General features: G+C 63.3%; 24 protein-coding genes and 1 pseudogene. 5 read left to right on the top strand and 20 right to left on the bottom strand.

Going from position 1 to position 24,289, the window contains the following annotated elements:
- Positions 1–111 precede the first annotated feature (111 nt).
- From ACVMIM_RS20770 to ACVMIM_RS20715, 12 genes and pseudogenes are all read right to left on the bottom strand, one after another.
- Positions 112–1,485 carry a pyruvate dehydrogenase complex dihydrolipoamide acetyltransferase gene (locus ACVMIM_RS20770; protein ID WP_476114233.1) on the bottom strand — a complete coding sequence of 458 codons (1,374 nt, stop codon included), beginning with the start codon at positions 1,483–1,485 and terminating at the stop codon, positions 112–114.
- 18 nt (positions 1,486–1,503) lie between these two features.
- Entirely contained in the window at positions 1,504–2,898 is a 1,395-nt protein-coding gene (locus ACVMIM_RS20765; RefSeq protein WP_476114231.1) for a pyruvate dehydrogenase complex E1 component subunit beta, read from the bottom strand.
- Between the two features lie 15 nt (positions 2,899–2,913).
- A complete protein-coding gene (gene pdhA, locus ACVMIM_RS20760) occupies positions 2,914–3,951 on the bottom strand; it encodes a pyruvate dehydrogenase (acetyl-transferring) E1 component subunit alpha (protein WP_040994706.1) in 1,038 nt (345 codons plus the stop codon).
- Positions 3,952–4,125: 174 nt separating this feature from the next.
- A complete protein-coding gene (locus ACVMIM_RS20755) occupies positions 4,126–4,449 on the bottom strand; it encodes an FtsB family cell division protein (protein ID WP_095818097.1) in 324 nt (107 codons plus the stop codon).
- Between the two features lie 157 nt (positions 4,450–4,606).
- Complete coding sequence (gene eno, locus ACVMIM_RS20750; RefSeq protein WP_476114229.1) at positions 4,607–5,881, bottom strand: phosphopyruvate hydratase; 1,275 nt, start codon at positions 5,879–5,881, stop codon at positions 4,607–4,609.
- Positions 5,882–6,263: 382 nt separating this feature from the next.
- Positions 6,264–6,629 carry a PRC-barrel domain-containing protein gene (locus ACVMIM_RS20745; RefSeq protein WP_040994700.1) on the bottom strand — a complete coding sequence of 122 codons (366 nt, stop codon included), beginning with the start codon at positions 6,627–6,629 and terminating at the stop codon, positions 6,264–6,266.
- A gap of 78 nt (positions 6,630–6,707) precedes the next feature.
- The gene (gene kdsA / locus ACVMIM_RS20740) at positions 6,708–7,553 is read right to left on the bottom strand and encodes a 3-deoxy-8-phosphooctulonate synthase (RefSeq protein WP_476114227.1); all 846 of its coding nucleotides are present in this window, start codon (positions 7,551–7,553) and stop codon (positions 6,708–6,710) included.
- Positions 7,550–8,425 carry a VOC family protein gene (locus ACVMIM_RS20735; protein WP_476114225.1) on the bottom strand — a complete coding sequence of 292 codons (876 nt, stop codon included), beginning with the start codon at positions 8,423–8,425 and terminating at the stop codon, positions 7,550–7,552. The genes kdsA and ACVMIM_RS20735 overlap by 4 nt, the downstream gene beginning before the upstream one ends.
- 70 nt (positions 8,426–8,495) lie before the next feature.
- Positions 8,496–8,786: a Dabb family protein gene (locus ACVMIM_RS20730; protein WP_040994693.1), complete on the bottom strand. Its 291-nt coding sequence runs from the start codon at positions 8,784–8,786 to the stop codon at positions 8,496–8,498.
- A 101-nt stretch (positions 8,787–8,887) separates the two neighbouring features.
- A complete protein-coding gene (locus tag ACVMIM_RS20725) occupies positions 8,888–9,016 on the bottom strand; it encodes a hypothetical protein (protein WP_278048436.1) in 129 nt (42 codons plus the stop codon).
- Positions 9,017–9,190: 174 nt separating this feature from the next.
- A pseudogene (locus ACVMIM_RS20720) lies at positions 9,191–9,697 on the bottom strand (5'-nucleotidase C-terminal domain-containing protein); the annotation flags it as partial.
- Positions 9,698–9,731: 34 nt separating this feature from the next.
- Entirely contained in the window at positions 9,732–10,997 is a 1,266-nt protein-coding gene (locus ACVMIM_RS20715; RefSeq protein WP_476114224.1) for an NAD(P)/FAD-dependent oxidoreductase, read from the bottom strand.
- Between the two features lie 174 nt (positions 10,998–11,171).
- On the opposite strand from ACVMIM_RS20715, the gene ACVMIM_RS20710 reads away from it, so the two are divergent.
- Complete coding sequence (locus ACVMIM_RS20710; RefSeq protein WP_476114222.1) at positions 11,172–11,834, top strand: 5-formyltetrahydrofolate cyclo-ligase; 663 nt, start codon at positions 11,172–11,174, stop codon at positions 11,832–11,834.
- 3 nt (positions 11,835–11,837) lie between these two features.
- On the opposite strand, the gene ACVMIM_RS20705 is transcribed toward ACVMIM_RS20710, so the two are convergent.
- Positions 11,838–12,311 (bottom strand): Lrp/AsnC family transcriptional regulator, encoded by a 474-nt coding sequence (locus tag ACVMIM_RS20705; protein WP_040994689.1) that lies wholly within the window; start codon positions 12,309–12,311, stop codon positions 11,838–11,840.
- A 203-nt stretch (positions 12,312–12,514) separates the two neighbouring features.
- Between ACVMIM_RS20705 and ald the strand changes: the two genes are divergently transcribed.
- On the top strand, positions 12,515–13,630 hold the full coding sequence (gene ald, locus ACVMIM_RS20700) for an alanine dehydrogenase (protein WP_476114220.1): 1,116 nt from the start codon (positions 12,515–12,517) through the stop codon (positions 13,628–13,630).
- A gap of 438 nt (positions 13,631–14,068) precedes the next feature.
- Here ald and ACVMIM_RS20695 read toward each other — a convergent pair whose 3' ends face one another.
- From ACVMIM_RS20695 to ACVMIM_RS20670, 6 genes are all read right to left on the bottom strand, one after another.
- Positions 14,069–14,536, bottom strand: a complete 468-nt coding sequence (locus ACVMIM_RS20695) for a DUF1203 domain-containing protein (protein ID WP_476114219.1) — start codon at positions 14,534–14,536, stop codon at positions 14,069–14,071.
- Between the two features lie 146 nt (positions 14,537–14,682).
- Positions 14,683–15,240 carry an OmpA family protein gene (locus ACVMIM_RS20690; RefSeq protein WP_476114217.1) on the bottom strand — a complete coding sequence of 186 codons (558 nt, stop codon included), beginning with the start codon at positions 15,238–15,240 and terminating at the stop codon, positions 14,683–14,685.
- 141 nt (positions 15,241–15,381) lie between these two features.
- Positions 15,382–15,945, bottom strand: coding sequence for a GNAT family N-acetyltransferase (locus tag ACVMIM_RS20685; RefSeq protein WP_040994683.1), 564 nt, complete (start codon positions 15,943–15,945; stop codon positions 15,382–15,384).
- The gene (sseA, locus tag ACVMIM_RS20680) at positions 15,945–16,796 is read right to left on the bottom strand and encodes a 3-mercaptopyruvate sulfurtransferase (protein ID WP_476114215.1); all 852 of its coding nucleotides are present in this window, start codon (positions 16,794–16,796) and stop codon (positions 15,945–15,947) included. The genes ACVMIM_RS20685 and sseA overlap by 1 nt, the downstream gene beginning before the upstream one ends.
- 127 nt (positions 16,797–16,923) lie before the next feature.
- Complete coding sequence (locus tag ACVMIM_RS20675; RefSeq protein ID WP_476114213.1) at positions 16,924–17,667, bottom strand: alanyl-tRNA editing protein; 744 nt, start codon at positions 17,665–17,667, stop codon at positions 16,924–16,926.
- On the bottom strand, positions 17,667–18,701 hold the full coding sequence (locus ACVMIM_RS20670) for a cysteine synthase A (protein ID WP_476114212.1): 1,035 nt from the start codon (positions 18,699–18,701) through the stop codon (positions 17,667–17,669). Before ACVMIM_RS20670 ends, ACVMIM_RS20675 begins: the two co-directional genes overlap by 1 nt.
- Positions 18,702–18,893: 192 nt before the next feature.
- On the opposite strand from ACVMIM_RS20670, the gene ACVMIM_RS20665 reads away from it, so the two are divergent.
- Positions 18,894–19,742, top strand: a complete 849-nt coding sequence (locus ACVMIM_RS20665) for an SDR family oxidoreductase (RefSeq protein ID WP_476114210.1) — start codon at positions 18,894–18,896, stop codon at positions 19,740–19,742.
- Positions 19,743–19,811: 69 nt separating this feature from the next.
- A complete protein-coding gene (locus ACVMIM_RS20660) occupies positions 19,812–20,801 on the top strand; it encodes an alpha/beta hydrolase (RefSeq protein WP_476114208.1) in 990 nt (329 codons plus the stop codon).
- A gap of 55 nt (positions 20,802–20,856) precedes the next feature.
- Here the strand turns inward: ACVMIM_RS20660 and ACVMIM_RS20655 are convergent, their stop codons facing one another.
- Positions 20,857–22,314, bottom strand: a complete 1,458-nt coding sequence (locus ACVMIM_RS20655) for a DEAD/DEAH box helicase (protein ID WP_476114207.1) — start codon at positions 22,312–22,314, stop codon at positions 20,857–20,859.
- A gap of 392 nt (positions 22,315–22,706) precedes the next feature.
- On the opposite strand from ACVMIM_RS20655, the gene ACVMIM_RS20650 reads away from it, so the two are divergent.
- On the top strand, positions 22,707–24,239 hold the full coding sequence (locus ACVMIM_RS20650; RefSeq protein WP_476114205.1) for an acyl-CoA carboxylase subunit beta: 1,533 nt from the start codon (positions 22,707–22,709) through the stop codon (positions 24,237–24,239).
- Positions 24,240–24,289 lie beyond the last annotated feature (50 nt).

Here is a 24,289-nt window from a genome sequence, read left to right as displayed (position 1 = left end):
GAAACCTGGCCGCGAACGCCTGACGCCGCGGCGAGCACACGGCTCGCCGACGGGATCGAAAATGATCAAGGCGAAAAGGCCGGTGAAGAATTTCCACACCGCCTTTCCTTCCTAGACCAGCATGCCCATCGGGTTTTCGATCATGCGCTTGAAGGCGCCCAGCAGCTCCGCGCCGAGCGCGCCGTCGACCGCACGGTGATCGGTCGAGAGCGTCACCGACATGACCGTTGCTATTCTGATCTCGCCCTTCTTCACCACCGCCCGCTCCTCGCCCGCGCCGACAGCCAGGATCGTCGCATGCGGCGGGTTGATGACGGCGGCAAAGTCCTTGATGCCGAACATGCCGAGATTCGACACCGCCGTTGTGCCGCCCTGATACTCTTCCGGCTTCAGCTTGCGGCTCCTGGCGCGGCTGGCGAGATCCTTCATCTCGTTGGAGATGACCGACAGCGTCTTTTCATCCGCTTTGCGAATGATCGGCGTGATCAGGCCGCCGGGGATCGACACCGCAACGCCGACATCGGCGTGCTTGTGCTTGACCATGGCGTTCTCGGTCCAGGACGCGTTGGCATCCGGCACCGCCATCAGCGCCATGGCCATGGCCTTGATGACCATGTCGTTGACGGAGAGCTTGTAGGCCGGAACCTCGCCCTTGTCGGTCTTTCTCATCGGGGCGGCGGCATTGAGCTGCGTGCGCAGCGCCAAGAGCGCATCGAGCTCGCAGTCCAGCGTCAGATAGAAATGCGGGATGGTGGACTTTGCCTCGACCAGGCGGCGCGCAATGGTCTTGCGCATGTTGTCATGCGGCACCAGCTCGTAGGAACCTTCGGCGAACAGCTTCAGCAGCTGGTCGTCCGACATCGGCTTCGCAGCAGGAGCCGGAGCGGACGGAGCGCCGGCGGGCGCCTTCGCAGTCGGCGCGGCCTTTGCGATGCCGGACGCGATCGCTGCCTCGACGTCGATCTTCACCACGCGGCCATGCGGACCGGAGCCGGTCAGCGCCGTCACGTCGACGCCGGCATCCTTGGCGATGCGGCGGGCCAGCGGCGATGCAAAGACCCGATCGCCGGCGGCGTGGCCGTTGGCGGCGGGACCGGGCTCAGCCTTCGCCGGCGCGGGCGCCGCAGCGGCCGCCGCTTTGGGCGCTTCCTTGGGCGCTTCGGCCTTCGGGGCTTCCGCTTTCGTTGCTTCGGCCTTGGGCGCCGCATCGCCGCCGCTCTTGGCCGCGGCGGCGGTATCCTCGCCCTCGCCGGCCAGGATGGCGATCAGCGCGTTGACCTTGACGCCCTCGGTGCCGGCCGGAACCACCAGCTTGGCGACCGTGCCTTCATCGACGGCCTCGACTTCCATCGTCGCCTTGTCGGTCTCGATCTCGGCGATCACGTCGCCCGGCGAAACCTTATCGCCTTCCTTGACCAGCCATTTTGACAGGTTGCCTTCTTCCATGGTCGGAGAGAGCGCCGGCATGGTGATGTTGATTGGCATGATGTCCTCCGGACCGGCTCAGCGATAGGTGACGGCTTTGACTGCCTCGACGACCTCGCCGACATTGGGCAAAGCCAGCTTTTCCAGATTCGCCGCATAAGGCATCGGGACATCCTTGCCGGCGATGGTGATCACCGGCGCGTCGAGGAAGTCGAAGGCGCGCTGCGAGACCTGGTTGGCGATGTGATCGCCGACCGAGTTCTGCGGGAAACCTTCTTCCACCACCACGAGGCGGTTGGTCTTCTTCACCGAGGCGATGATCGTGTCGAAGTCGAGCGGCCGGATTGTCCTGAGATCGATGATCTCGGCATCGATGCCCATGCCGCGCAATTCGGCCTCCGCCTTGACCGCATAGGTCATGCCGATGCCGAAGGAGACGAGGGTGACGTCCTTGCCCTGCTTGTGGATGCGCGCCTTGCCGATCGGCAGCACGAAATCGTCGAGTTTCGGCACCTCGAAGGAATGGCCGTAGAGTATCTCGTTCTCGAGGAAGATGACCGGGTTCGGATCGCGGATCGCGGCCTTGAGCAGGCCCTTGGCGTCGGCTGCCGTATAGGGCATCACCACCTTTAGGCCGGGGATATGGCTGTACCAGGCGGCGTAGCACTGCGAGTGCTGAGCGGCGACGCGGGCCGCGGCGCCGTTCGGGCCACGGAAGACGATCGGCGCGCCCATCTGGCCACCGGACATATAGAGCGTCTTGGCCGCAGAATTGATGATCTGGTCGATCGCCTGCATGGCGAAGTTGAACGTCATGAACTCGACGATCGGCTTCAACCCCGCCATCGCCGCGCCGACGCCGACGCCGGCAAAGCCGTGCTCGGTGATGGGCGTGTCGACGACGCGGCGCGGCCCGAATTCCTGCAGCAGGCCCTGCGTGATCTTGTAGGCGCCCTGGTACTCGGCAACTTCCTCGCCCATGACGAAGACATCGCCGTCCCGGCGCATTTCCTCGGCCATGGCGTCACGCAGCGCTTCGCGCACCGTGGTCGAAACCATTTCGGTGCCGGCGGGAATGTCCGGATCGGCGGCGACTTCCGTCTTCGGCGCTGCGGCGACAGGAGCGGGAGCCCCGCTTTTGGCCGCGGCTTGTGCCGGAGCCGGCGCTGCCTCAGTCTTGGTTGGCGGCTCCTCTTCACCGATACCTTCGCCGGCCGTGTCGACATCTTCGCCATCGACCGCAAGCACGGCGATGACCGCGTTGACCTTGACGCCTTCAGTGCCGGCGGGAACCACGATCTTGGCGAGCGTGCCCTCATCGACGGCTTCGACTTCCATCGTCGCCTTGTCGGTCTCGATCTCAGCGATGACATCGCCGGCGACGACCTTGTCGCCTTCGTTCTTCAGCCATTTGGAAAGATTGCCCTCTTCCATCGTCGGCGAGAGCGCGGGCATGAGAATTTCGATCGGCATGTCCTTGCCCTCTCCTTAGAGTACGATGTCGGTCCACAGCTCGGACGGATCCGGCTCGGCGTCGTTCTGGGCGAATTCGGCGGCGTCGGCGACGATGTCGCGGACTTCCTTGTCGATGGCCTTGAGTTCGTCCTCGCTTGCCCACTTCTTGTCGAGCAGCCGCACCCGGACCTGCTCGATCGGGTCGTGCTCGGAGCGCATTTTCTGCACTTCCTCCTTGGAGCGGTATTTGGCGGGATCGGACATCGAATGGCCGCGATAGCGGTAGGTCTGCATCTCTAGGATCAGCGGGCCGTTGCCGGCGCGGCACCATTCCGTGGCGAGCTCGCCCGCGGCCTTCACGGCGCGAACGTCCATGCCATCGACCTGGAAGCCGGGGATCTTGAAGGAAGCGCCGCGATTGGAGAAGTCGGTCTCCGCCGACGAGCGCGACACCGACGTGCCCATGGCGTAGCGGTTGTTCTCGATGATGTAGATCACCGGCAGCTTCCACAGCGAGGCCATGTTGAAGCTTTCATAGACTTGGCCCTGGTTGGCCGCGCCGTCACCGAAATAGGTGAGCGAGACGTTCTTGTTGTCGCGGTAGCGGTTGGCGAAGGCGAGACCGGTGCCGAGCGACACCTGGGCGCCGACGATGCCGTGGCCGCCATAGAAATGCTTCTCCTTGGAGAACATGTGCATGGAGCCGCCCTTGCCTTTCGACAGGCCGCCGCGGCGCCCGGTGAGCTCGGCCATGACGCCGCGCGGCGACAGGTCCATCGCCAGCATGTGGCCATGGTCGCGATAGGCGGTGATCATCTGGTCGCCTTCGACCAGCGCCATCTTCATGCCGGTGACGACGGCCTCCTGGCCGATATAGAGATGGCAGAAGCCGCCGATGAAGCCCATGCCGTAGAGCTGGCCGGCTTTCTCCTCGAAGCGGCGGATCAAGAGCATGTGCCGATAAGCGGAAAGCTCTTCTTCCTTGGTGAAATCAGCGGGCTTGGGCGCTGAGAGATTGGGCTGTTTGTCGGATCTGGATTTGGCGGGCGCTTTTTTGGCGGCGGTGGCCATGCGTCACTCCCTGTTAGCGTCTCTTCGCGGACATCAGGGAGATCGATCGCCTCCCCACCGATTTGCGTGAGGCTAACATGCAAGAATGCATTGCGCCATGCTGAAAAATGCATGGCTGGCATGCATCTAAGCGATTATAATCATTGCGAATAAAGGCGATTAACCGAAGGTCGGTTATTTCGTCGGCGCGGGCAGCATGATGGTGATTTCGTCGGGCTGGGACAGATTGAGCGCCTTTCGGGCCTGCTCGTCAAGCATGTCCTTCTCCAGCGTGCCTTCATGCATCAGCTGGACACGGCGCTCGAAGTCGATCCGGCGCGCCTTCACGGCATCGAGCTGGGCCTGCAGTTCGACCGCCCGGGCCTCGAGCCGGTACTTGGAATAGATGCCGAATTCGCCGTGATAGGCGTGGAAGCCGAAATAGGCCAGGAACAGCACGCAAAGCGAGGGGATGATCAGCCTGCCGGTGTTTCGCTGCTTGTGCTGACGTGTCCACATGACCCGAACCCTCGCGGCCGCGAACGCAAGCGACCATGAGTCGTATTTCGCCCGATTGTGCTTAATGGACGGTTACGGACGACCCATTGCACGGTGGCCGGAAACGAAAAGGGCGGGAGTGGCCCGCCCTTTTTGAGGATCGTCAGAACAGGCCGGATCAGCCCTTGATCACCGACTTACCGGCGTAACGCGCCTGCTTGCCGAGCTCTTCCTCGATGCGAATAAGCTGGTTGTATTTGGCCATGCGGTCCGAACGCGACAGGGAGCCGGTCTTGATCTGCCCGCAATTGGTGGCGACCGCGAGGTCGGCGATGGTCGAATCCTCGGTCTCGCCCGAACGGTGCGACATGACGGCGGTGTAGCCGGCCTTGTGCGCGGTCTCGACCGCGTCGAGCGTCTCGGTCAGCGAGCCGATCTGGTTGACCTTGACCAGAATCGAATTGGCGACGCCCATGCGGATGCCGTCGCGCAGCCGCGCCGTGTTGGTGACGAACAGGTCGTCGCCAACGAGCTGGACCGTCCTGCCGATCAGGTCGGTCAGGATCTTCCAGCCTTCCCAGTCGTCCTCGGCGAGGCCGTCCTCGATTGTGATGATCGGATAGTCGGCAGCCAGCTTGGCGAGATACTTGGCTTGGGCTTTCGGGTCGCGGGTCTTCTTCTCGCCTTCATAGACATAGTTGCCGTCCTTGAAGAACTCGGTCGCCGCGCAGTCGAGGCCGAGCGCGACATCCTCGCCCGGCTTGAAGCCGGCCTTCTCGATTGATTCCATGATGAAATCGAGCGCCGCCGGCGCACTCTTCAGGTTGGGGGCGAAGCCGCCCTCGTCGCCGACATTGGTGTTGTGGCCGGCGTCCTTGAGCTTCTTGCGCAGCGTGTGGAAGATCTCCGAGCCCCAGCGCACGCCGTCGCGCAGCGTCGGCGCGCCGACGGGCAGGATCATGAACTCCTGGAAGTCGATCGGGTTGTCGGCATGCGCGCCGCCATTGATAATGTTCATCATCGGCACCGGCAGCATGTGCGCCTTGGTGCCGCCGACATAGCGGTAGAGCGGCAGGCCGGCGGCTTCCGCCGCGGCCTTGGCGACCGCCAGCGACACGCCGAGGATGGCGTTGGCGCCGAGACGGCTCTTGTTCGGGGTGCCGTCGAGCTCGATCATCGTCTGGTCGATATGGATCTGGTTCTCGGCTTCCATGCCGCCGATCGCCTCGAACAACTCGCCGTTCACGGCCTCGACCGCGCGCTGAACGCCCTTGCCGAGATAGCGAGGCCCGCCGTCGCGCAGTTCGACCGCCTCATGCGCGCCGGTCGACGCGCCCGACGGCACCGCGGCGCGGCCCATCGAGCCGTCTTCCAGCACCACATCGACCTCGACGGTCGGATTGCCACGGCTGTCCAGGATTTCACGCCCGACAATGTCGATGATGGCGGTCATTGCGATGTCCCCGATTGATCGATTGAAGCGTCGCGCCCCTCTTAGCCAAAGCGGCGCAAAAGGCAATCGGCGGCGCCGCAATTATTGCCGCGGGCCGGATTCACGGAACGCAAATTTCTGTCATCATAAGTCATGCGCGTCGCGTACCGTTGTCATCTATGGTCGTGTTCGCGCGGGGCGAAACAGGAGGAGTTTCGCCATGTCCCAGTTGAGCGGTATCGTGAGTTTGTTCCTGATCGCCGCGGCGTTCCTGACATCATGCGACCATCAGAAACCGCAGCAAAGCTCGATGGAATTGTCTACTCTCCACGCAGCAGAATAGAGCGAAGAAGGCCCCCGCATTGCGTATGCGGGGGCCTTTCGATTCGCGATGTGCCGCCTGTTAATGCCAATAAGGCTTCACATGGTAATACTCGAAGGACGCATCGCGCGCAGCTTCGCCATCGGCACCGGTCAGTTCCTCGATGGAATAGGCCGGTGCGGCTTTCAGTTGCTCCTTGGTGAACGGCACGACGTAGCCGCCCTGGTTCTCGTCATAGTCGAGGCTTGCCCAGGGAATCGCGTGATATTTTTCGCCCATGCCGAGGAAGCCGCCGAAGCCGATGACGGCGAACATGATGCCGTTCGACATCTTGTCGAGCATCACGTCCTCGATGCTGCCGATGTTGTCGCCAGCGGTGTTGTAAACCGAAGTGCCAATGACGCGTGAAGCCGCGATGGCTTCGGTGTGGCCAGACGGAGTAGTCATTCTTGTGCTCCTCTCATTGGAATGTCCGTCTGGACAATGAGGGGAGCGGGCTAAGGTTCCAGACTTTCGCGTTCCGCCCTACTGGCCCTTGGCGATCCGATCGAAAGCCATCAGCTTTTCCAGCAGCGCCGGCATGTCCTTCAACGGAACCATGTTCGGACCGTCGGAAGATGTCGAGTTGTCGGGATCCTGATGGGTTTCGATGAAGACACCGGCCACCCCGACGGCAACGGCCGCGCGCGCGAGCGTTTCGACGAAGCGCCGTTCGCCGCCGGAGGAACCGCCCTGCCCACCCGGCTGCTGGACGGAATGGGTCGCGTCGAAAATCACCGGGGCGCCGATCTCGGCCATGACCGGCAGCGCGCGCATGTCCGAGACCAACGTATTATAACCGAACGAGACGCCGCGCTCGGTGGCAAGCACGTTCGGATTGCCGGAGCCGGTGATCTTGGCGACGACGTTCTTCATGTCCCAGGGCGCGAGAAACTGGCCCTTCTTCACATTGATGACCTTGCCAGTCTTGGCCGCGGCCACCAGCACGTCGGTCTGGCGCGACAGGAAGGCCGGAATCTGCAGGACATCGACATGCGGCGCGACGATCGCGCATTGTTCCTCGGTATGGACGTCGGTCAGCACCGGGAGCTCAAACTCCTTGCGCAGATCGTCGAAGATCGGCATCGCCGCGTCGAGGCCGGCGCCGCGCGTCGCCGACAGCGAGGTGCGGTTGGCCTTGTCGTAGCTGGTCTTGTAGACGAGGCCGATGCCCAGCCCTTGTGTCAGTTCCTTCAGCGCGCCGGCCATGTCGAAAGCGTGCTGGCGCGATTCAAGCTGGCACGGGCCGGCGATCAGCGACAGCGGCGCATGGTTGGCGAAGACGACCTTGCCGACGGTTACCGATGCGTTGGGCGCCAGGGGCTTGCTCATGGGGTCTCCCGGAAGATGAAGGCGGCGCCCTGTCCGGGCGCCGGTGCAACGACGATATCGTTGCCGCTCATGTTGTGATCGATGGCGTTCTTCGCAAGCAGGCGCATCACGGCAGCTTTGTCGCGCACCGAGAGGACGATGGCCACGAAGCGCAGATGCCGTGATGGCGTGGCCATCAAGCCGAAGCGCGAGCCATAGTCTTCAGACGAGAGAACGCTGAGGACCGCATTCGGCAGCCGCACGGCATCGCCGCCGCTTGCATCCGCCCCGGCAGCGGTGGCGATCAATCCAATCTGCGTGGCTGGTCTGTCGCTGACGGCGACGATTTCGAGAATACCCGTCACGCCATTACCGTGCGCCTGCAGGGCCGTTCGGTCGATTTTCGGCGCGTTGATGCGCTGGCAGGCAAAGAGAAACGCCTCATCGGCCTCCTTGTCGGATATGAATGCCAGCTTGAAGGAAGCGGTTTCGCTTTTGCCGTTTGCGTCGGCGAAGGCCCGGGAGAAGCTCAGCATCTCGCCGGCCGAGAGGCCAGCCTCGATATAGCGCGCATGATCTGCATCGGCATTGGCGGTTGCGAACACGACAGCGGAAAAGCCTTCATCGCCAAGGGTCTGACGGTAAAGGCGGTCGCGTGCGACGAAGACATTACCCTCGCCTATGGCGCGGTCCGTCGTCTGTTCATTGCCGGTAGCAAGTGGCTCCAGGTAAGTGCCGTCGGCGAAAAAGACGCAGGCATTCTCCGTGCCGAAAGGATGGATGCCCGTGGGCGCGACAACGAAGCCAAGCGAGGCCAGACGCGACCGTACGGTATCGAGGCTCCGTGTCGGCAGCACGAGATGGTCGAGCGGATGGGCGGAGCTTTCGATCATGCCGGCGGGATGTGCCCCATTCCGGCCCGCGGTTCAAGAGCGGCGGACCGACGGAGAGCGCTCTGCCGGCTCAGGCGGCGGCCACGACATCGGCCGAATAGCGCAGTTCGCGCAGCGGCTTCACCTTGCTGGTCGTGTCGGCGTAAATCGGGTGCGCCTTGTAGGCGGCAAGGGCGGCCTCGTCCTCGAACTCCGCATAGACGACCACGTCGATCGCGTTGGAGAACAGATCGACCTTGGTGTTGAGCGTGACCTCGAAATGCTTCGAGTGAGGAATGTTGCCTAGCGCCAGCAGGCCCGAGCGCACAGCCTCGATATCTTCCTTGCGCCGCACGCTGAAGAAAACGATGTGCCGGATCAAGCCAGCCTCCCTGCTCGTCGGTTCAGCGGGGTTTCTGTGGGAGCAATGCCCAGACGTCAACCGGCAACGATGTCGCGCCCGCAGCGCGACCCAGCGAGACCTTACCCGGTGACGTAGCGCACGATGCGCGACATTTCCCGCACGGTCACATCGAGATAGTGGCCATGATTGTAAAGACCGTCCCAGATCAGGAAGAAGGTGATGGCGACAATGACGATCACATAACGCATGGCTAAAAATTACCGCATGTGAATGGCCGGGACCAGAGCGGGAGCCGCGGCGATCTTGCCAGTTCACTGCTTTTTGCCTGGTGCCGCTTTTGCCTTTGTGCCGGCGGAAGGCGAGGCAGCGCCGCACGGAGTGCACGGCCGGCTCTAGTCGAACCGCCCACCAGGTAGGCCGGATCAAAGCGTGATGCGGTACCTGGCGAAGCCTGCCTCGCCTTCGCCGGCAGGCTCGATCTTCAGGGATTTCACCCCGGTGATGAAGTCCTTGGCCCTCGGCCCGGTCTCGAAGAGGACGCTGGCGCCGGGCAGCGGCGCGAACGACCAGTTGTCGTCGGCGGAAGGATTGATCGTACCCTCGCTGACGACATAGCGCACTATCACGTCGCGGCTGGTGTCCGGTGCCTTGTAGATGATCTTCGAAGCATCGATGCCGGGGAAATTGCCGCCACCGCCGGCGCGGTAATTGTTGGTGGCAACGACGAATTTCGCTGCCGGATCAATCGGCTTTCCGTCGAATTTCAGGTCGACGATGCGGTTGGAACCGGCGTTCGCCACGCCACCCTTGGCATCGTATTTCGGCGGTTGCGACAGGTCGATCCTGTAAGTGACGCCGTCGATGACGTGGAAATTGTAGGAGGGGAAGTCTGTGTTGATGAGCGGCTGGTCCGCCTTGCCCGGCTCGATCACGACAAGGTGACGTGTCGATGAAGGCGAGGAATCAGCTTTTGTCGTCGTCGCCCTGGGTGATCAGACGCGCGCTTCGCTGACCGGTGAGATAAATCCATAGCCAGCTAAGCGAGACCGCGAGGCGGTTGCGGAAGTCGATCAGGAAATAGATATGCGCTATGCCCCAGAGCCACCAGGCGAGCCAGCCGGTGAGCTTGAACCAGCCGAAATCGATGGCGGCGGCGCGCTTGCCGATTGTCGCAAGGTCGCCGGCATGCCGGTACTGGAAGGGGCGCGTCGCCGTGTCGCCGGCGAGCCGCGCCTTGATCGTCGCGGCGACATGCTTGCCCTCCTGCTTGGCCGAGGGCGCTACGCCCGGCACCGGCGTTCCATCCGGCCGCAAGACATGCGCGGTGTCGCCGATGACGAAGATGTCGGGATTGCCCGGCACCGTCAAATCGGGTTCGACCAGCACCCTGCCCGCCCGATCGGCCGCCGCGCCCAGCCATTCGGCAGCCGGCGAAGCGGCAACGCCGGCCGCCCAGATGATCGTCCTTGCCGGCAGGCGCTTGTCGCCGAAGACGACGCCTTCGGCATCGAGTTGTGTCACCGGGCGCCCAAGCTCGACGGTGACGCCCAGCCGTTCCAACGCCTTACGGGCATAGTCGGAAAGCTGCGGCGCGAAATTGGCCAGGATCCGGTCGCCGGCCTCGATCAGCACCACGCGTGCCTGACGCGTGTCGATGTTGCGGAATTCGCCGCGCAACGTGTCATGCGCGAGCTCGACAATGGTGCCGGCGAGCTCGACGCCGGTCGGCCCGCCGCCGACGATGACCAGCGTCAGCAGCGCCTGGCGCTTCGCCGGGTCGGCCTCGCGTTCCGCCTGCTCGAAGGCTAGCAGGATGCGGCGCCGGATCGCGGTGGCATCCTCGAGCGTCTTCAGCCCGGGCGCGAACGGTTCCCACTCGTCATGGCCGAAATAGGCGTGGCGCGCGCCGGTGGCGAGCACGAGCGTGTCATAGGGGATCGCGCTGCCGTCTTCGAGCAGCACGCGCTTGCCGGCGCGGTCGACGCCGGTGACATTGCCGAGAAGCGTCGTCACGTCCTTGCGCCGGCGCAGCAGATGACGGATCGGCCAGGCGACCTCCGAGGTTGCCAGCGACGTCGTCGCCACCTGGTACAGCAGCGGCTGGAACAGATGGTGATTGCGCTTGTCGATCATGGTGATGCGCACTGGCGCGCCATGCAGCGCGCGGGTGAGCTCGAGCCCGCCGAACCCGGCGCCAACGACCACGACATGATGCTCGGTTTCGCTCATTTCATCCATCTCGCGACGTAGAACGATCACTCAGGGATGTAGGTATTTTTGTGCACTGCAACAACATCGTGCCGGACAGGAAACATGCCCCAGAGTCGTCGCGTCGCGTCGTGAATGCACATGTAGCGCGCCCTGCCACAGGTATAGCGTGAGACAGCACGACAGGAACCTATCATGGCTGATAATCGCGACGACGAAGGGCCGGCCCAATACGCATCGCCGCCCTGCTTCATGCATGAGCTCGAACCGGAATATCGGGAGCCGCTCTCCGACTGGACGGATGTCAGGCGATGGCGCAAGGCCGAGCGCGAGCGGCTCATCAATGCCCGCCTCGCCGTCTCAGCCGACGCGCGCGCCGCCATGTCGGCACGCATCGCGGACGGCATCGACGCGCTGATCGGCGATATAGACGGCCGGATGGTCAGCCTCTATTGGCCGTTTCGCGGCGAGCCGGATCTGCGCGGCTGGATGGTCTCGATCAATGAGCGCGGCGGCCGCACCGCGCTGCCTGTCGTCATCGAAAAGGGACAACCCCTGGTGTTTCGCGCCTACAGACCGGGCGACCGGCTGGAAAAGGGTGTCTGGAACATTCCGATCCCGGCCGAAGGCGATCCGGTGCTGCCCGACATCGTGATCTCGCCGATCGTCGGCATCGATCCCGGCAAATACCGACTGGGCTATGGCGGCGGCTTCTACGACCGGACGCTCGCCGCGATGCCGTTCAGGCCTTTGGTCATCGGCGTCGGCTACGAATTGCAACGCATCCCGACCATCTACCCGCAGCCGCACGACATTCCGATGACGACTGTGGTGACGGAGGCTGCCGAAGGTAAGTGAGGGTCAAGCCATCTCGGGCCGCAGCCCAACCGCCGTGCGATCGACGATCTCGCGCAAGGCGAAGGATGAGTTGATCTTCGTCACATGCGGCATGGCCGACAGCCATTCCTTGTGGATGCGCTCGTAGTCGACGAGGTCCTTGGCCGCGATGCGCAGGATGTAATCGTATTCGCCCGACATCAGGTGGCAGGAAAGCACATTTGGGCAGCGCTTGATCGCCGCCTCGAAATCCGACAACGTCTTTTCGAATTGCCCCGACAGGGATATGTGCACGATTGCCGTCATCTGGTGGCCGAGCGCGGAATTGGACAGCCGGGCGTGATAGCCGCGGATGGTTCCTGATTTCTCCAGATTGTCGAGCCTGCGAGAACAGGCCGATTGGGAAAGACCGACCTTCTCTGCAAGCGCCGCATTGGGAATCCGTCCATCCTTCTGCAAAGTCTCCAGAATGGCGATATCAATCCTATCGAGCGGCATTTTTCGTGATTCCTGCGAATTTTCAGTCGTTTCGCGCAACGATTATCGAAGAGCGACCATCGCTGCAAGTGCATTCGCAAACACATACGGAACGATTCGTGGTTGACTGCTATTATTGCGTGTCCACCTCCGCGTTCGGAGCCGATGGCATGCGCGAATGACAGGGAGAGCGCCCTTTGAAAGGGCGCGGACAGGAGAAGAAGATGCGTGTCGGCTGCCCCAAGGAAATCAAGAACCATGAATATCGCGTCGGTATGACGCCCGGCTCGGTCCGCGAATATGTCGCGCATGGCCATGAAGTGCTGGTTGAGACAGGCGCGGGCGCCGGAATCGGCGCCGATGACAACGCCTATCGCGCCGCCGGCGCCACCATCGCCAAGACGGCCGCGGACGTGTTCGCCAAGTCGGACATGATCGTCAAGGTCAAGGAGCCGCAGCCCAACGAATGGGTCCAGCTGCGCGACGGCCAGATCCTCTATACCTATCTGCACCTCGCTCCCGATCCGGAGCAGACCAAGGGTCTTCTCGCTTCGGGCGTCACCGCGATTGCCTATGAGACCGTGACCGACGACCGCGGCGGCCTGCCGCTGCTCGCGCCGATGTCGGAAGTTGCCGGCCGCCTGTCGATCCAGGCCGGCGCCACCGCGCTGCAGAAGGCCAATGGCGGCCGTGGCGTGCTGCTCGGCGGCGTGCCCGGCGTGCTGCCCGGCAAGGTCACCGTGCTCGGCGGCGGCGTCGTCGGCCTGCATGCGGCCAAGATGGCAGCCGGCCTCGGCGCCGATGTCACCATCATCGACCGCTCGATCCCGCGCCTGCGCCAGCTCGACGACATTTTCGGCGGCCGCGTGCATACGCGCTATTCGACGGTCGAGGCGCTGGAAGAGGAATGCTTCTCGGCCGACGTCGTCATCGGCGCCGTGCTTATCCCGGGCGCAGCCGCGCCCAAGCTCGTCACCCGCGAAATGCTTTCCGGCATGAAGAAGGGCTCGGTGCTGGTCGATGTCGCGATCGACCAGGGCGGATGCTTCGAGACCTCGCATGCCACGACGCACGCCGATCCGACCTATGAGGTCGATGGCGTGATCCACTATTGCGTCGCCAACATGCCGGGCGCCGTGCCGGTCACTTCGGCGCATGCGCTCAACAATGCGACGCTGCATTATGGGCTCCAGCTCGCCGACAAGGGCCTCAAGGCGCTGGTCGACGACCACCACCTGCGCAACGGCCTCAATGTCCATAAGGGCAAGATCACAAACCGCGCCGTCGCCGAGGCGCTCGGCTACGAAATGGTCGAGCCGAAGGCCATGCTCGCCGCCTGACATCCGGCCTGAACTTGCTCCTGCCGCGCCCGCCGGTCATTCCGGCGGGCTTTTTCTTGCGCGCAGAATTGGCACCGAATCCGGGCAACAAAAAAGCGGAGCAAAAGCCCCGCTTCCTCGATGTTGCGATCTGTCGCCGGTCCATCCGCGGTCGACAAATCATCAACGATTACTGTTTAGCGGAGTAGTACGACGGGAATACGACAGTCTTGGAAGGCCCGGTTCCCATCTTCCCCACCATTATGCTTCCTTGTGTGAAATGCTTCACATTCGGCTGTCAGGAAAGACGCCTAGACACGCGCCGTTACTGGCGGCCTGCGCTGCTTGCCGGGTCGGACATGTCCGACCCGGACGGCACTTGCCGACAGCTTCTGTCAGACCCTCCAACGGCCCGCCTGACCATCGGCGGGCTTCTTTTTGGGTCATGCCAGTTTGGGATCAGGCCCGCTCGATCCGGCATTGATAGCAATTGTTCCGCGCAGAACGGACGTGGATGTAGGCGATGTCGTCGCGCCCAAACAGCGTCTGCGCACGGGTGGCGATGTCACCCGTCGGCGTGACCGCGCCGCTGCCATAGACGATGCGATCGTCCTTGCCGTAGCCCCTGACAATATAGTCGCTGCTTTCGAGCATCTCCGGCAGCGCTTCCCCGTCTGCGGCGCGCTCGCATTCCTTGGCGTGAAGGAAGATCGGGCCGGTTTCGGCATAGGGCTGCAGTTCCGGGAATGGCCTGTAGGCCACGATCAGGTAGCCCTCGCCCGCTGCGACGTTCTTGAGGCAATGCCTGCAGGGCACGCCGTCGCCGTCGGAAATCCGGTGCTCCGGGGTGCGGCCATAGGCATCGGGCCCTCCCCGCTGCAAGGCGCGCACGGCTTCGGTCGGCAAGGCTTTGAACTGGATGCTCATGGCAAATCTCCGGTGTCGATGCCCGGAAATTATGTCTTGGTGATTGTGCCTCCCACCCGATTCCTGACTGGCGGCGCGCGCATGTGAACGAGCCCGGCTGCTTTGCACAACCAGGCCCTCGAATATTGGCGGCGTCGGACTAAACGTTACCGCACGAAATCGTCGAAGCGGCGCAGCGTCACGCGGCGGTTGCGCCAGTTCTCCCGCTGGGTCGGCACAAGCAGGAATTCCTCGCCATAGCCGACGGTCTCCAACGCGAAGGAGGGAACGCCGAACTCGCCTACCAGCGTCCGCTTCAACGAGGCGGCGCGGTGTTCGGACAGGATCTGGTTCGACTCGAAAGAACCCACGGCGTCGGTGTGGCCCTCGATCAGGATGCGCGCGCCGCGGTCGCGGCGCAGGATGCGATGGAGCGCGTCGGCGATGATTTCGATCTTGCCATATTGCGAGGGGGCGATGGCGGCCGAGCCGAATTCGAAATTGATTGATTGGATGTCGATCGAACGGGCCATGCGCCGCAGATCCGGCCGGCGCTTGAACTCGCGAATGGTGACGCGTTCATTGGGGCGCAACCTCTTCCTGGGCGCGGCATCGAGCTGCCGCTCGATCGTCCTGGCCGAAGGCGTGGTCGCCTGCGCCGATGCGAGGCTCGGCATGGCAATCGCCGCAATCATAGCCACGGCAAATGTACGTCGAGTCAACATGTCTTTGTCTCGTGTAAGCCCGGCCTTAATGCGGCCGGACAATGGCAAAGACAGTCTGAAGCGGCGATGAACGGGATGGTCAGGCGCAAGGCGGTTCCGGGAAAGGCGTGTTGCGGCTTTTCCGGAAGCACTTGGACGGCTTTAGTCTCGCATGACGCTGGCAGAGCGCTCGGCGAAGGTCAGCGGGTGCACGACCTCCTTCTTCTGCGCCACCGGTGTGAAGCCGAGCTTCTGGTAAAGCGGCAGAGCCGCCGGATGGTCGAGCGTGCAGGTCTGTACGGTGACACGCCTCGGCCCATGCGCCCAGGCCGCCGAGATCGCGGCGCCAAGGAACCAGCGGCCGATGCCCTGGCCGTGCGCGTGTTCCATCATGCCGAAATAGGCGAGCTCCACTTCGTCCGGAAGATGCGGCTTGAGGTCGAAGAAGCCGGCGGGAGCGCCGTCGAGATAGAGCACGCGGATGTCGCGGTCCTCGCGGTGCAGGCCGGCGGCAAGCTCCTCGTCGCTTAGCCTCAGCACGTTGACCCAATGCCATTTGCGCCCGACGCGATCCATCAGATAGCGGTAGAAATGGAGCGGGATATCTTTCGTCTTCAGCAGCGCGATCTGGCGATTGTAGGGGATCGGCGGCGAAACCGCCGGCGCCGCGTGCATCTCCAGGAATGTGACCGTGACATCGATATCTTGCGGCGTGCCGTTTTCCATCATTCTTTCCCTGTCACCACCGGCGTGTCGCTGAGACCGCCCCATTCAGTCCAGGACCCGTCGTAAAGCCGGTTGTCCGTATGGCCGAGCGTCTCCAGCGCCAGCGTGATCGCCGCCGCCGTGATGCCCGAGCCGCAAGACGTGACAACGGGCTTCGAGAGGTCGATACCCGCATCCTCGATCACCTTGCGCAAGCGGTCCTGGGGCAGCAGCTCGCCATTCTCGGCAAGCGCGGTGATCGGGACATTGTGCGCACCCGGCATGTGGCCCGAGCGGACGCCCTGGCGAGGCTCCGGATCGGTTCCGGCAAAGCGGCCGGCCGAGCGCGCGTCGGCGATCTGGCTCTCTTGGCTGCCAACGATCCTGCGCATTTCGTCGAGACTAACGACCCGGCCCTTGTCGAAATCGGCATAGAACACACTCGGCGCGATCTTGGTCGGCTCGGCCGTCACGGGCCGGCCCTCGGCCTTCCAGCGGTCAAGTCCGCCATTCAGGATGTAGACCTGGAAGACGCCCATGACGCGGAACATCCACCAGGCGCGCGGCGCCGAGAACAGGCCGGGCCCGTCATAGACGACGATGGTGTCGTCGGCCGATACGCCCATGGCGCCGACATATTGGGCGAAGTGCTGCGGCGAGGCCAGTGTGTGCGGCAGTTTCGAATCCGGATCGGAAACCGCATCCTGGTCGAGGAAGCGCGCTCCGGGAATGTGGGCGGCATCGTATTCGGCGCGGGCGTCGCGTTTTTGTGCCGGCAGGTACCAGGAGGCGTCGATAATGGTGAGGCCGGGCTCGCCAAGCCGTTTCTCCAGCCAATCGGCGTCGACGATGAACGGACTGTCCTGCGCCATTCTGTTCTCCCTGCCCTGCTTTCGCGCTTAGAGCCTGATGCCGAGGAATGTGGAGCGGTTTTCGGGCGACATCATGCTCTACCTCTTCGGATGATTTCAGGTCGTCTCGATCCCAATCATCCGGCGGTCAGTTCGCCGGCATCGGTCCAAAGCGTATGCGGAAGCGCCGGTTCTCGCGGCCCTTCTTCTCGATCTTACCGATATGTATGTCGCCGACCTCGCCGGTCGACCTCACATGCGTTCCGCCACAGGGCTGGCTGTCGACCGAACCGTCGTCGCCGATGCAGACCAGGCGAATCCTGCCGGTGCCGACGGGCGGGCGGACGTTCTTCGATTTGACGAGGCCGGGATTGGCGGCGAGCTCCTCGTCAGTGATCAGCCGGGTGAAGATCGGATGGTCGGCGCGCACCAGCTCCATCAGCCGGGCCGTCACATCCTCCTTGGTGAAGCCGGCGTCGGGGATATCGAAGTCGACACGGCTGTCGTCCTGGGCGACCGCCGCCCCAGTGATCGGAAACGGACAGACGACGGTCAGCAGGTGACAGGCGGAATGCATGCGCATCAGGAGGTGCCGCCGCTCCCAGTCGATCAGGAGCTTCAACCTTTCGCCGACTGCCGGTAAGGCCTCTTCCGGCGCCGGCACATGGATGATCTCGTCCTTGGTCTCGCCGGTGATGGTAGCGGCGATGGCGATGCGGCGGCCGTCGGCACGTTCGAGCATGCCGGTGTCGCCCGGCTGCCCACCGGATGTCGCATAAAAGATCGTGCGGTCGAGAAGAATGCCGCCGCGATCGTTGATGCCGACGACCTCGGCTTCGGCCGTCTTCTGATAGGCGTCGTCGCGAAACAGCGCCTCTGTCTTGCGCGCCATCATGCTACCTTTTCGAACGGCAGGGAAATGTCGGTCTTCGCTTCCATCCAGCCCGGCACCGGAAGATTCTTGCCGCGCAGGAACTCCGGATTGAAGAGCTTGGACTGGTAGCGCGTGCCGTAGTCGGCAAGGATCGTCACGATCGTGCGGCCGGGTCCGAGCTCGCGCGCCAGCCGGATGGCGCCGGCGATGTTGATGCCGGTCGAGCCGCCGACACAGAGACCCTCTTCCTGGATCAGGTCGAAGATGATGGGCAACGCTTCCTCGTCAGGGATCTGGTAGGAGAAGTCGGGCGCGAACCCGTCGAGATTGGCGGTGATGCGGCCCTGCCCGATGCCTTCGGTGATCGAGTTGCCATCGGATTTCAACTCGCCGCTGGTGTAGAAACTGTAGAGCGCCGCGCCCAGCGGATCGGCGAGTGCGATCTTGACGTCCTTGCTCTTGCCCTTGAGCCCGAGCGCGACACCGGCAAGCGTGCCGCCGGAGCCGACCGCCGAGACAAAGCCGTCGATCCTGCCGCCTGTCTGGGCCCAGATTTCCTGCGCGGTCGTGCGGACGTGACCGTCGCGGTTGGCGACATTGTCGAACTGGTTGGCCCAGATCGCGCCGTTGGGCTCGGAGCGCGCCAGTTGCTCGGCAAGACGGCCGGACAGTTTTATGTAATTGTTGGCGTTCTTGTAGGGCGCCGCCGGCACTTCGATGAGCTCCGCGCCCAGGATTTTGATTGTGTCCTTCTTTTCCTGGCTCTGCGTTTCGGGGATGACGATGACGGTGCGGTAGCCGAGCGCCTTGGCAACCAGCGTCAAACCAATGCCGGTGTTGCCGGCAGTGCCTTCGACGATGACCCCGCCAGGCTTGAGCAGGCCGCGCTGCTCGGCGTCGCGGATGATGAACAGGCCGGCCCGATCCTTCACCGATTGCCCTGGATTCATGAATTCGGCCTTGCCGAGGATCTCACAGCCCGTCGCATCCGAAGCTTTGTTGAGCCGAATCAGGGGCGTGTTGCCGATCGCTTCGATCACAGAACGGGGCATGTGGGATTCCTTCATGTGTGCGGCGAGACCCTAAAAACCGGACGCCGCGGTTTCAAGGCAAGATTTTGCCTGGTCCAGTCGCATTCCAGATGGTGCAATGCTCGCGATCATTTCAACGCCAGGCGCAAGAACCGCTCTTTTCATTCAATTTCTCCGCCGCTAGAGCAAACCGGAACATCCGCAGGACACCCCATGACACTCTACCGGGCCAATCCGAAAGACGGTGTCGCCTGGATCACGGGCGGCAGCAGCGGGCTTGGCCGGGCGCTGGCCAGGGATCTCGCCAATCAAGGCTATGCCGTGGCGGTGACCTCCCTGCCGCAAGATCCGGCCGATACGCTGATCGTCGAAACGGCGCAAATGCCCGGGCATGTGAGGTCCTTTCCCTGCGACGTGACCGACGAGCAAGGCATGGCGCGCACGGCCGCCGCGATCGAAGAACAGATGGGGCCGATCGTGCTTGCCGTCTTCAACGCCGGCAACTACATCGCGACCCCCGGCGAGAATCTGGTGGTGCGCGATTTCCATCGCTCCTTCGCGGTGAACTATTTCGGCATCGTCAACGGCGTGGTTCCTGTCGTCGAGCATATGCGCGTGCGCGGACGCGGTCACATCGTTCTGGTCGGATCCGTCACCGCCTATTCCGGCTGGCCGACAACGGCGGCCTATGGCGGCACCAAAGCCGCGATCAACATCCTGGCGGAGTCGCTGAAATACGACTTCGACAAGATGAACATCCGAGTCCAGGTCATCAATCCGGGATTCATCGATACGCCTTTGACCGAAAAGAACAAGCTGCCGATGCCGGGCCTCATGCCTGTGCACCGCGCGTCCCGCCGCATGGCGCGCGGTATCCGGAAGGGCCGCTTCGAAGTCACCTTCCCGTATCACATAAGCTGGCCGTTGAAGCTGCTCGGCCTGCTGCCGCGGCCAATCGGCCGCTTCGTCATCGGCGTCACCACCCACTGGTGGGGGCGGCCGTTGCATTTCGATCGCAGGCTGCCCGGCGGAAAGGATCCGTCCCGCGACAAGGCATCATAAGCCGGCGAGACCGCGATTGCTTGCCGGCGGGGGCGGCCATAGGTTGAGAATCATTGCTTGGAGACTGGAATGGGGCGGCGGATCGTGCTGGCGGTGCTTGGCCTTGCAGTCATCCTGGTCGCCGGCTTCTTTCTCGGCCCGCGCGTGCCGGTCGACACCACCATCCGTTTCAATCCATCGGTGATCGGCGATGATCCGCAGGCCTATCTGGCGCGTGAGGAGGCTGCCGTGCCCAACATCCGCGACGGGCTCGACAAGGAGATCATCTGGGCGAACCCGATGGTCCACGCCAAGACGCCTTTGGCCATCGTCTATGTCCATGGCTTTTCGGCCTCGAAGGGCGAGGTTCGCCCCTTGCCGGACGATATCGCGGACGAACTGAACGCCAACCTTTTTTACACGCGCCTGACCGGTCACGGCCAGGACGGCGCGGCGATGGCGCAAGGCAGCGTCAATGCATGGATAAACGACTATGAGGAGGCTTTGGCCATTGGCCGGGCCATCGGCGATAAGGTGATCGTCATCGGAACCTCGACCGGCGCCTCGCTGGCGGCGTGGGCCGCAACGCAGCCGGGCGCATCCGACGATGTTGCAGCGATCGCGTTGATATCGCCGAATTTCGGGGTCAAGGCCTCCGGCGCCGAGCTCCTGACCATGCCCTGGGGCAGGCAGATCGCCGAGCTTGTCGGCGGCAAGGAGCGCAGCTTTCCGGCGCGCAACGCACTGCACGAGAAATTCTGGACCACCAAGTATCCGATGAGGGCGGTGCTGCCGATGGCAGCGCTCACTAACCTTGCCTATGAGGCGCCGGTCGAGACGGCGAAAATCCCTGCCCTGTTCATCTTCTCGGATGCCGACAAGGTGGTGCGGCCGGACCGCACGCGTGAGATCGCCGGGCGCTGGGGCGCTCCGCACGAGCTGGTGCCGGTCGACGACACCGGCGATCCGGACAATCACGTCATCGCCGGCGATGTGTTGTCGCCGCAGACCACGGCTTTCCTCACCCAACGTATCGTGGTGTGGGTGAAGGCGCTGATGCAGCGGCAAGCAGGCCATTGAAACGAAAACGGCCGGAGCGTCGCTCCGGCCGTTCCTCGGATCGGATTTGATGGGCTCAGGCAGCCCGGTTCGCCGGACGTTTGCCGCCGAAGCGGCGCTTGTTGTTGCCCTTGAAGCGCTTGAAGCCGTCGGGCTTGCGCTGGCCATTCGGCTGGGCGGCCGCTGGGCGTTCGCCCTGCGGCTTCGGTCCGCGCTCGCCATTGGGCTTGCCGGCGAAACGCTTCTTGCCGCCACCATTGCCCGGGCGGCGACCATCGCGGCGACCGCCATGATGCTCGCGGTCATTGGCCGGCTCGAAATGCCGCTCGGTCTTTTCCCTGGGCTCGCGCTGCGGATCCGGACTGCCGAGATGATCGGCAATGACCGGCAGCTTCATGCGAATGATGCGCTCGACCTGCCGCAGCTTGGCATTCTCCGAAGGATCGCAGAGCGTGATCGCGATGCCGTCCCTGCCGTTGCGGCCGGTACGGCCAATGCGATGGACGTAGCTTTCCGCCTCGTCCGGCAGGTCGAAATTCACGACATGGCTGATGCCGGGCACGTCGATGCCGCGCGCGGCGATATCGGTGGCAACCAGGACGCGAACCGAGCCCTCGCGGAAGTCGTTAAGCGCTTTCTGGCGGGCGTTCTGCGATTTGTTGCCGTGGATGACGGCGGCTTCGAAACCGTCGCGTACGAGATCCTTGGTGACGCGGTCGGCGCCGTGCTTGGTGCGTGAGAACACGATCACCGTGCGCATCGCCTCGTCGGCCAGCATCTTGGACAGCACCTGGCGCTTCTGCTTGGTGCGGGCAAGCACCACGCTCTGCACGATTTCAGCGGCGGTCGTGCTTTGCGGCGCGACCTCGATGCGGACCGGATCCTTCAAGAGGCCTTTCGCGAGCTCGGCGATCTCGTTCGGCATGGTGGCCGAGAACAGCGCCGTCTGGCGATCCGGCGCGGTCGCCTTGGCGATGCGCTTGACATCGTTGATGAAGCCCATGTCGAGCATGCGGTCGCCCTCGTCGAGGACGAGCCATTTGGTGTCGGCAAGGATGAGATCGCCCTCGCGCACAAGGTCCGTCAGCCGTCCGGGCGTAGCGATCAGTACGTCGACGCCGGGGGCGATCTTCTTCACCTGGCTGAAGCGCGAAACGCCGCCGAGCACGAGCGCGGTCGAGATATGCGCGCCCTTGGCGAGCAGCTTGATGGTGTCCTCGATCTGCACGGCAAGCTCACGCGTCGGCGCCAGGATCAGCGCGCGCGCCGTCTTCGGCCGGCGCTTGGTGCCGAGGCCGATGATCTTCGACAGGATCGGCAGCGCGAAGGCCGCCGTCTTGCCCGAGCCGGTCTGGGCGATACCAAAGATGTCGCGGCCTTCGAGCTGCGGCGGAATCGCCTGCACCTGGATCGGTTTCGGCTCGGTGAAGCCAGCGGCAAGCGTGGCCTTCAGCAGCGCGCCGCCGATGCCAAGGGCCGCGAAACCGGAGAGTTCCCCAGCGTCGTTGCCGGGGAGAGTTTTTTCGTTGGTCAAATCTATCTTCTTTCAAGCGGCGCAATCGCCGCAAACGTCAAATGGCGGCAGGGCGCAACCTGCCGTCGAAACAATCATCAGGAAACGACAAGGCGGCGGACGGGAAACGTCCGCGCGGCTGCGCTGTCGTGCCCGCGGGCTTCATGCCCCGGGGCTTTTTCGCCGTCTTGCCGATCGGCCGGGGCCGATTTGAAAGAGGGAAAACAGACGCAACCAGTCTCATTCGTGGAGAAAGCCGGACAGGCCGGCCCAAGCGCCTATGCCGCCGCATATGGCCGAGTCCGGTCTGAAATGCAAGAGGCGATGTTGCAGCGCAGCAAAACAAAGGGCGCTTGCGCTGCCCTGCCCTCGCCATTACCACAAACCCACTTATCCGTTTGGGGAACCGTGCGATGAAGGATGTGCTGAAGGAACTCGAGCGCCGTCGCGAGATTGCCCGCATGGGCGGCGGCAGGAACCGCATCGAGGCTCAGCACAAGAAGGGCAAGCTCACCGCCCGCGAGCGTATCGAGGTCTTCCTCGACGAGGGGTCGTTCGAGGAGTTCGACATGTATGTCGAGCATCGCTCGACCGATTTCGGCATGGAGAAAACCAAGATCGCCGGCGACGGCGTCGTTACTGGCTGGGGCACCGTCAACGGTCGCCCGATCTATATCTTCGCCAAGGATTTTACCGTGTTCGGCGGCTCGCTGTCGGAGGCGCATGCCGAAAAGGTCATCAAGGTCCAGGAAATGGCGCTGCGCAACCGCGCGCCGATCATCGGCCTCTATGATGCAGGCGGCGCGCGCATCCAGGAAGGCGTAGCCGCGCTCGGCGGCTATGCCGAGATCTTCCAGCGCAATGTGCTGGCCTCCGGCGTCATCCTGCAGATTTCGTTGATCATGGGGCCTTGCGCCGGCGGCGATGTCTACTCGCCGGCGATGACCGATTTCATCTTCATGGTGCGCGACACCTCTTACATGTTCGTCACCGGACCGGATGTGGTGAAGACGGTGACCAACGAGACGGTGACCGCGGAGAGCCTTGGCGGCGCTTCCGTTCACACCACCAAATCCTCTATCGCCGACGGCGCCTATGACAACGATGTCGAGGCACTGCTGCAGATGCGTAGGCTGGTCGACCTGCTGCCGGCGTCGAACACAGCCGAAATCCCCGAGATCGAGTGCTATCAGTCGGTGACGGATCACGACCTGTCGCTCGACCGGCTGATCCCCGACAATGCCAACAAGCCCTATGATATCAAGGAACTGATTCTGAAGGTCGCGGACGAAGGCGATTTCTTCGAGATACAGCAGAGCTTTGCCAAGAACATCGTGACCGGCTTCGGCCGCGTCGAGGGCCGAACCGTGGGCTTCGTCGCCAACCAGCCGATGGTGCTGGCCGGCGTGCTCGATTCCGACGCGAGCCGCAAGGCCGCACGCTTCGTGCGCTTCTGCGACTGTTTTTCGATCCCGATCGTCACCTTCGTCGACGTACCGGGCTTCCTACCGGGCACCGCGCAGGAATATGGCGGGCTGATCAAGCACGGCGCCAAGCTGCTCTTCGCCTATGCCGAGGCGACCGTGCCGAAGATCACCGTTATCACCCGCAAGGCCTATGGCGGCGCCTATGACGTGATGGCTTCGAAGCATTTGCGCGGCGACATGAACTATGCCTGGCCGACGGCGCAGATCGCGGTAATGGGCGCCAGGGGCGCGGTCGAGATCATCTACCGCAAGGACATCGGCGATCCGGAGAAAATCGCCGCTCATACAAAGACTTACGAGGATCGCTTCCTGTCGCCTTTCGTCGCCGCCGAACGCGGCTATGTCGACGAGGTGATCATGCCGCATTCGACCCGGCGTCGCGTCGCGCGGGCGCTGCGCATGCTTCGCAACAAGGATATGCAAAATCCCTGGAAGAAGCACGACAATATCCCGCTATGAAAAGACCTCCACCCGCCGAAAACGACAACCGCTAACATGGGCGCGGAGAC

The organism is Mesorhizobium sp. USDA 4413, from assembly GCF_056280365.1.
This window is presented reverse-complemented; position numbering and strand designations above follow the sequence as displayed.

Excerpts from the sequence above, each read along its gene's own strand:
- ACVMIM_RS20715 (WP_476114224.1), bottom strand. The coding sequence starts at position 10,997 with ATGAGCGAAACCGAGCATCATGTCGTGGTCGTTGGCGCCGGGTTCGGC.
- pdhA (WP_040994706.1), bottom strand. The coding sequence starts at position 3,951 with ATGGCCACCGCCGCCAAAAAAGCGCCCGCCAAATCCAGATCCGACAAA.
- ACVMIM_RS20735 (WP_476114225.1), bottom strand. The coding sequence starts at position 8,425 with ATGATCGAAAGCTCCGCCCATCCGCTCGACCATCTCGTGCTGCCGACA.
- ACVMIM_RS20660 (WP_476114208.1), top strand. The coding sequence starts at position 19,812 with ATGGGGCGGCGGATCGTGCTGGCGGTGCTTGGCCTTGCAGTCATCCTG.
- ACVMIM_RS20695 (WP_476114219.1), bottom strand. The coding sequence starts at position 14,536 with ATGAGCATCCAGTTCAAAGCCTTGCCGACCGAAGCCGTGCGCGCCTTG.
- ACVMIM_RS20710 (WP_476114222.1), top strand. The coding sequence starts at position 11,172 with ATGGCTGATAATCGCGACGACGAAGGGCCGGCCCAATACGCATCGCCG.
- ACVMIM_RS20675 (WP_476114213.1), bottom strand. The coding sequence starts at position 17,667 with ATGGCGCGCAAGACAGAGGCGCTGTTTCGCGACGACGCCTATCAGAAG.
- kdsA (WP_476114227.1), bottom strand. The coding sequence starts at position 7,553 with ATGAGCAAGCCCCTGGCGCCCAACGCATCGGTAACCGTCGGCAAGGTC.
- ACVMIM_RS20690 (WP_476114217.1), bottom strand. The coding sequence starts at position 15,240 with ATGTTGACTCGACGTACATTTGCCGTGGCTATGATTGCGGCGATTGCC.
- ACVMIM_RS20670 (WP_476114212.1), bottom strand. The coding sequence starts at position 18,701 with ATGCCCCGTTCTGTGATCGAAGCGATCGGCAACACGCCCCTGATTCGG.
- ACVMIM_RS20705 (WP_040994689.1), bottom strand. The coding sequence starts at position 12,311 with ATGCCGCTCGATAGGATTGATATCGCCATTCTGGAGACTTTGCAGAAG.
- sseA (WP_476114215.1), bottom strand. The coding sequence starts at position 16,796 with ATGGCGCAGGACAGTCCGTTCATCGTCGACGCCGATTGGCTGGAGAAA.
- ald (WP_476114220.1), top strand. The coding sequence starts at position 12,515 with ATGCGTGTCGGCTGCCCCAAGGAAATCAAGAACCATGAATATCGCGTC.
- ACVMIM_RS20770 (WP_476114233.1), bottom strand. The coding sequence starts at position 1,485 with ATGCCAATCAACATCACCATGCCGGCGCTCTCTCCGACCATGGAAGAA.
- ACVMIM_RS20725 (WP_278048436.1), bottom strand. The coding sequence starts at position 9,016 with ATGCGTTATGTGATCGTCATTGTCGCCATCACCTTCTTCCTGATCTGG.
- ACVMIM_RS20650 (WP_476114205.1), top strand. The coding sequence starts at position 22,707 with ATGAAGGATGTGCTGAAGGAACTCGAGCGCCGTCGCGAGATTGCCCGC.
- eno (WP_476114229.1), bottom strand. The coding sequence starts at position 5,881 with ATGACCGCCATCATCGACATTGTCGGGCGTGAAATCCTGGACAGCCGT.
- ACVMIM_RS20755 (WP_095818097.1), bottom strand. The coding sequence starts at position 4,449 with ATGTGGACACGTCAGCACAAGCAGCGAAACACCGGCAGGCTGATCATC.
- ACVMIM_RS20745 (WP_040994700.1), bottom strand. The coding sequence starts at position 6,629 with ATGACTACTCCGTCTGGCCACACCGAAGCCATCGCGGCTTCACGCGTC.
- ACVMIM_RS20685 (WP_040994683.1), bottom strand. The coding sequence starts at position 15,945 with ATGGAAAACGGCACGCCGCAAGATATCGATGTCACGGTCACATTCCTG.
- ACVMIM_RS20665 (WP_476114210.1), top strand. The coding sequence starts at position 18,894 with ATGACACTCTACCGGGCCAATCCGAAAGACGGTGTCGCCTGGATCACG.
- ACVMIM_RS20765 (WP_476114231.1), bottom strand. The coding sequence starts at position 2,898 with ATGCCGATCGAAATTCTCATGCCCGCGCTCTCGCCGACGATGGAAGAG.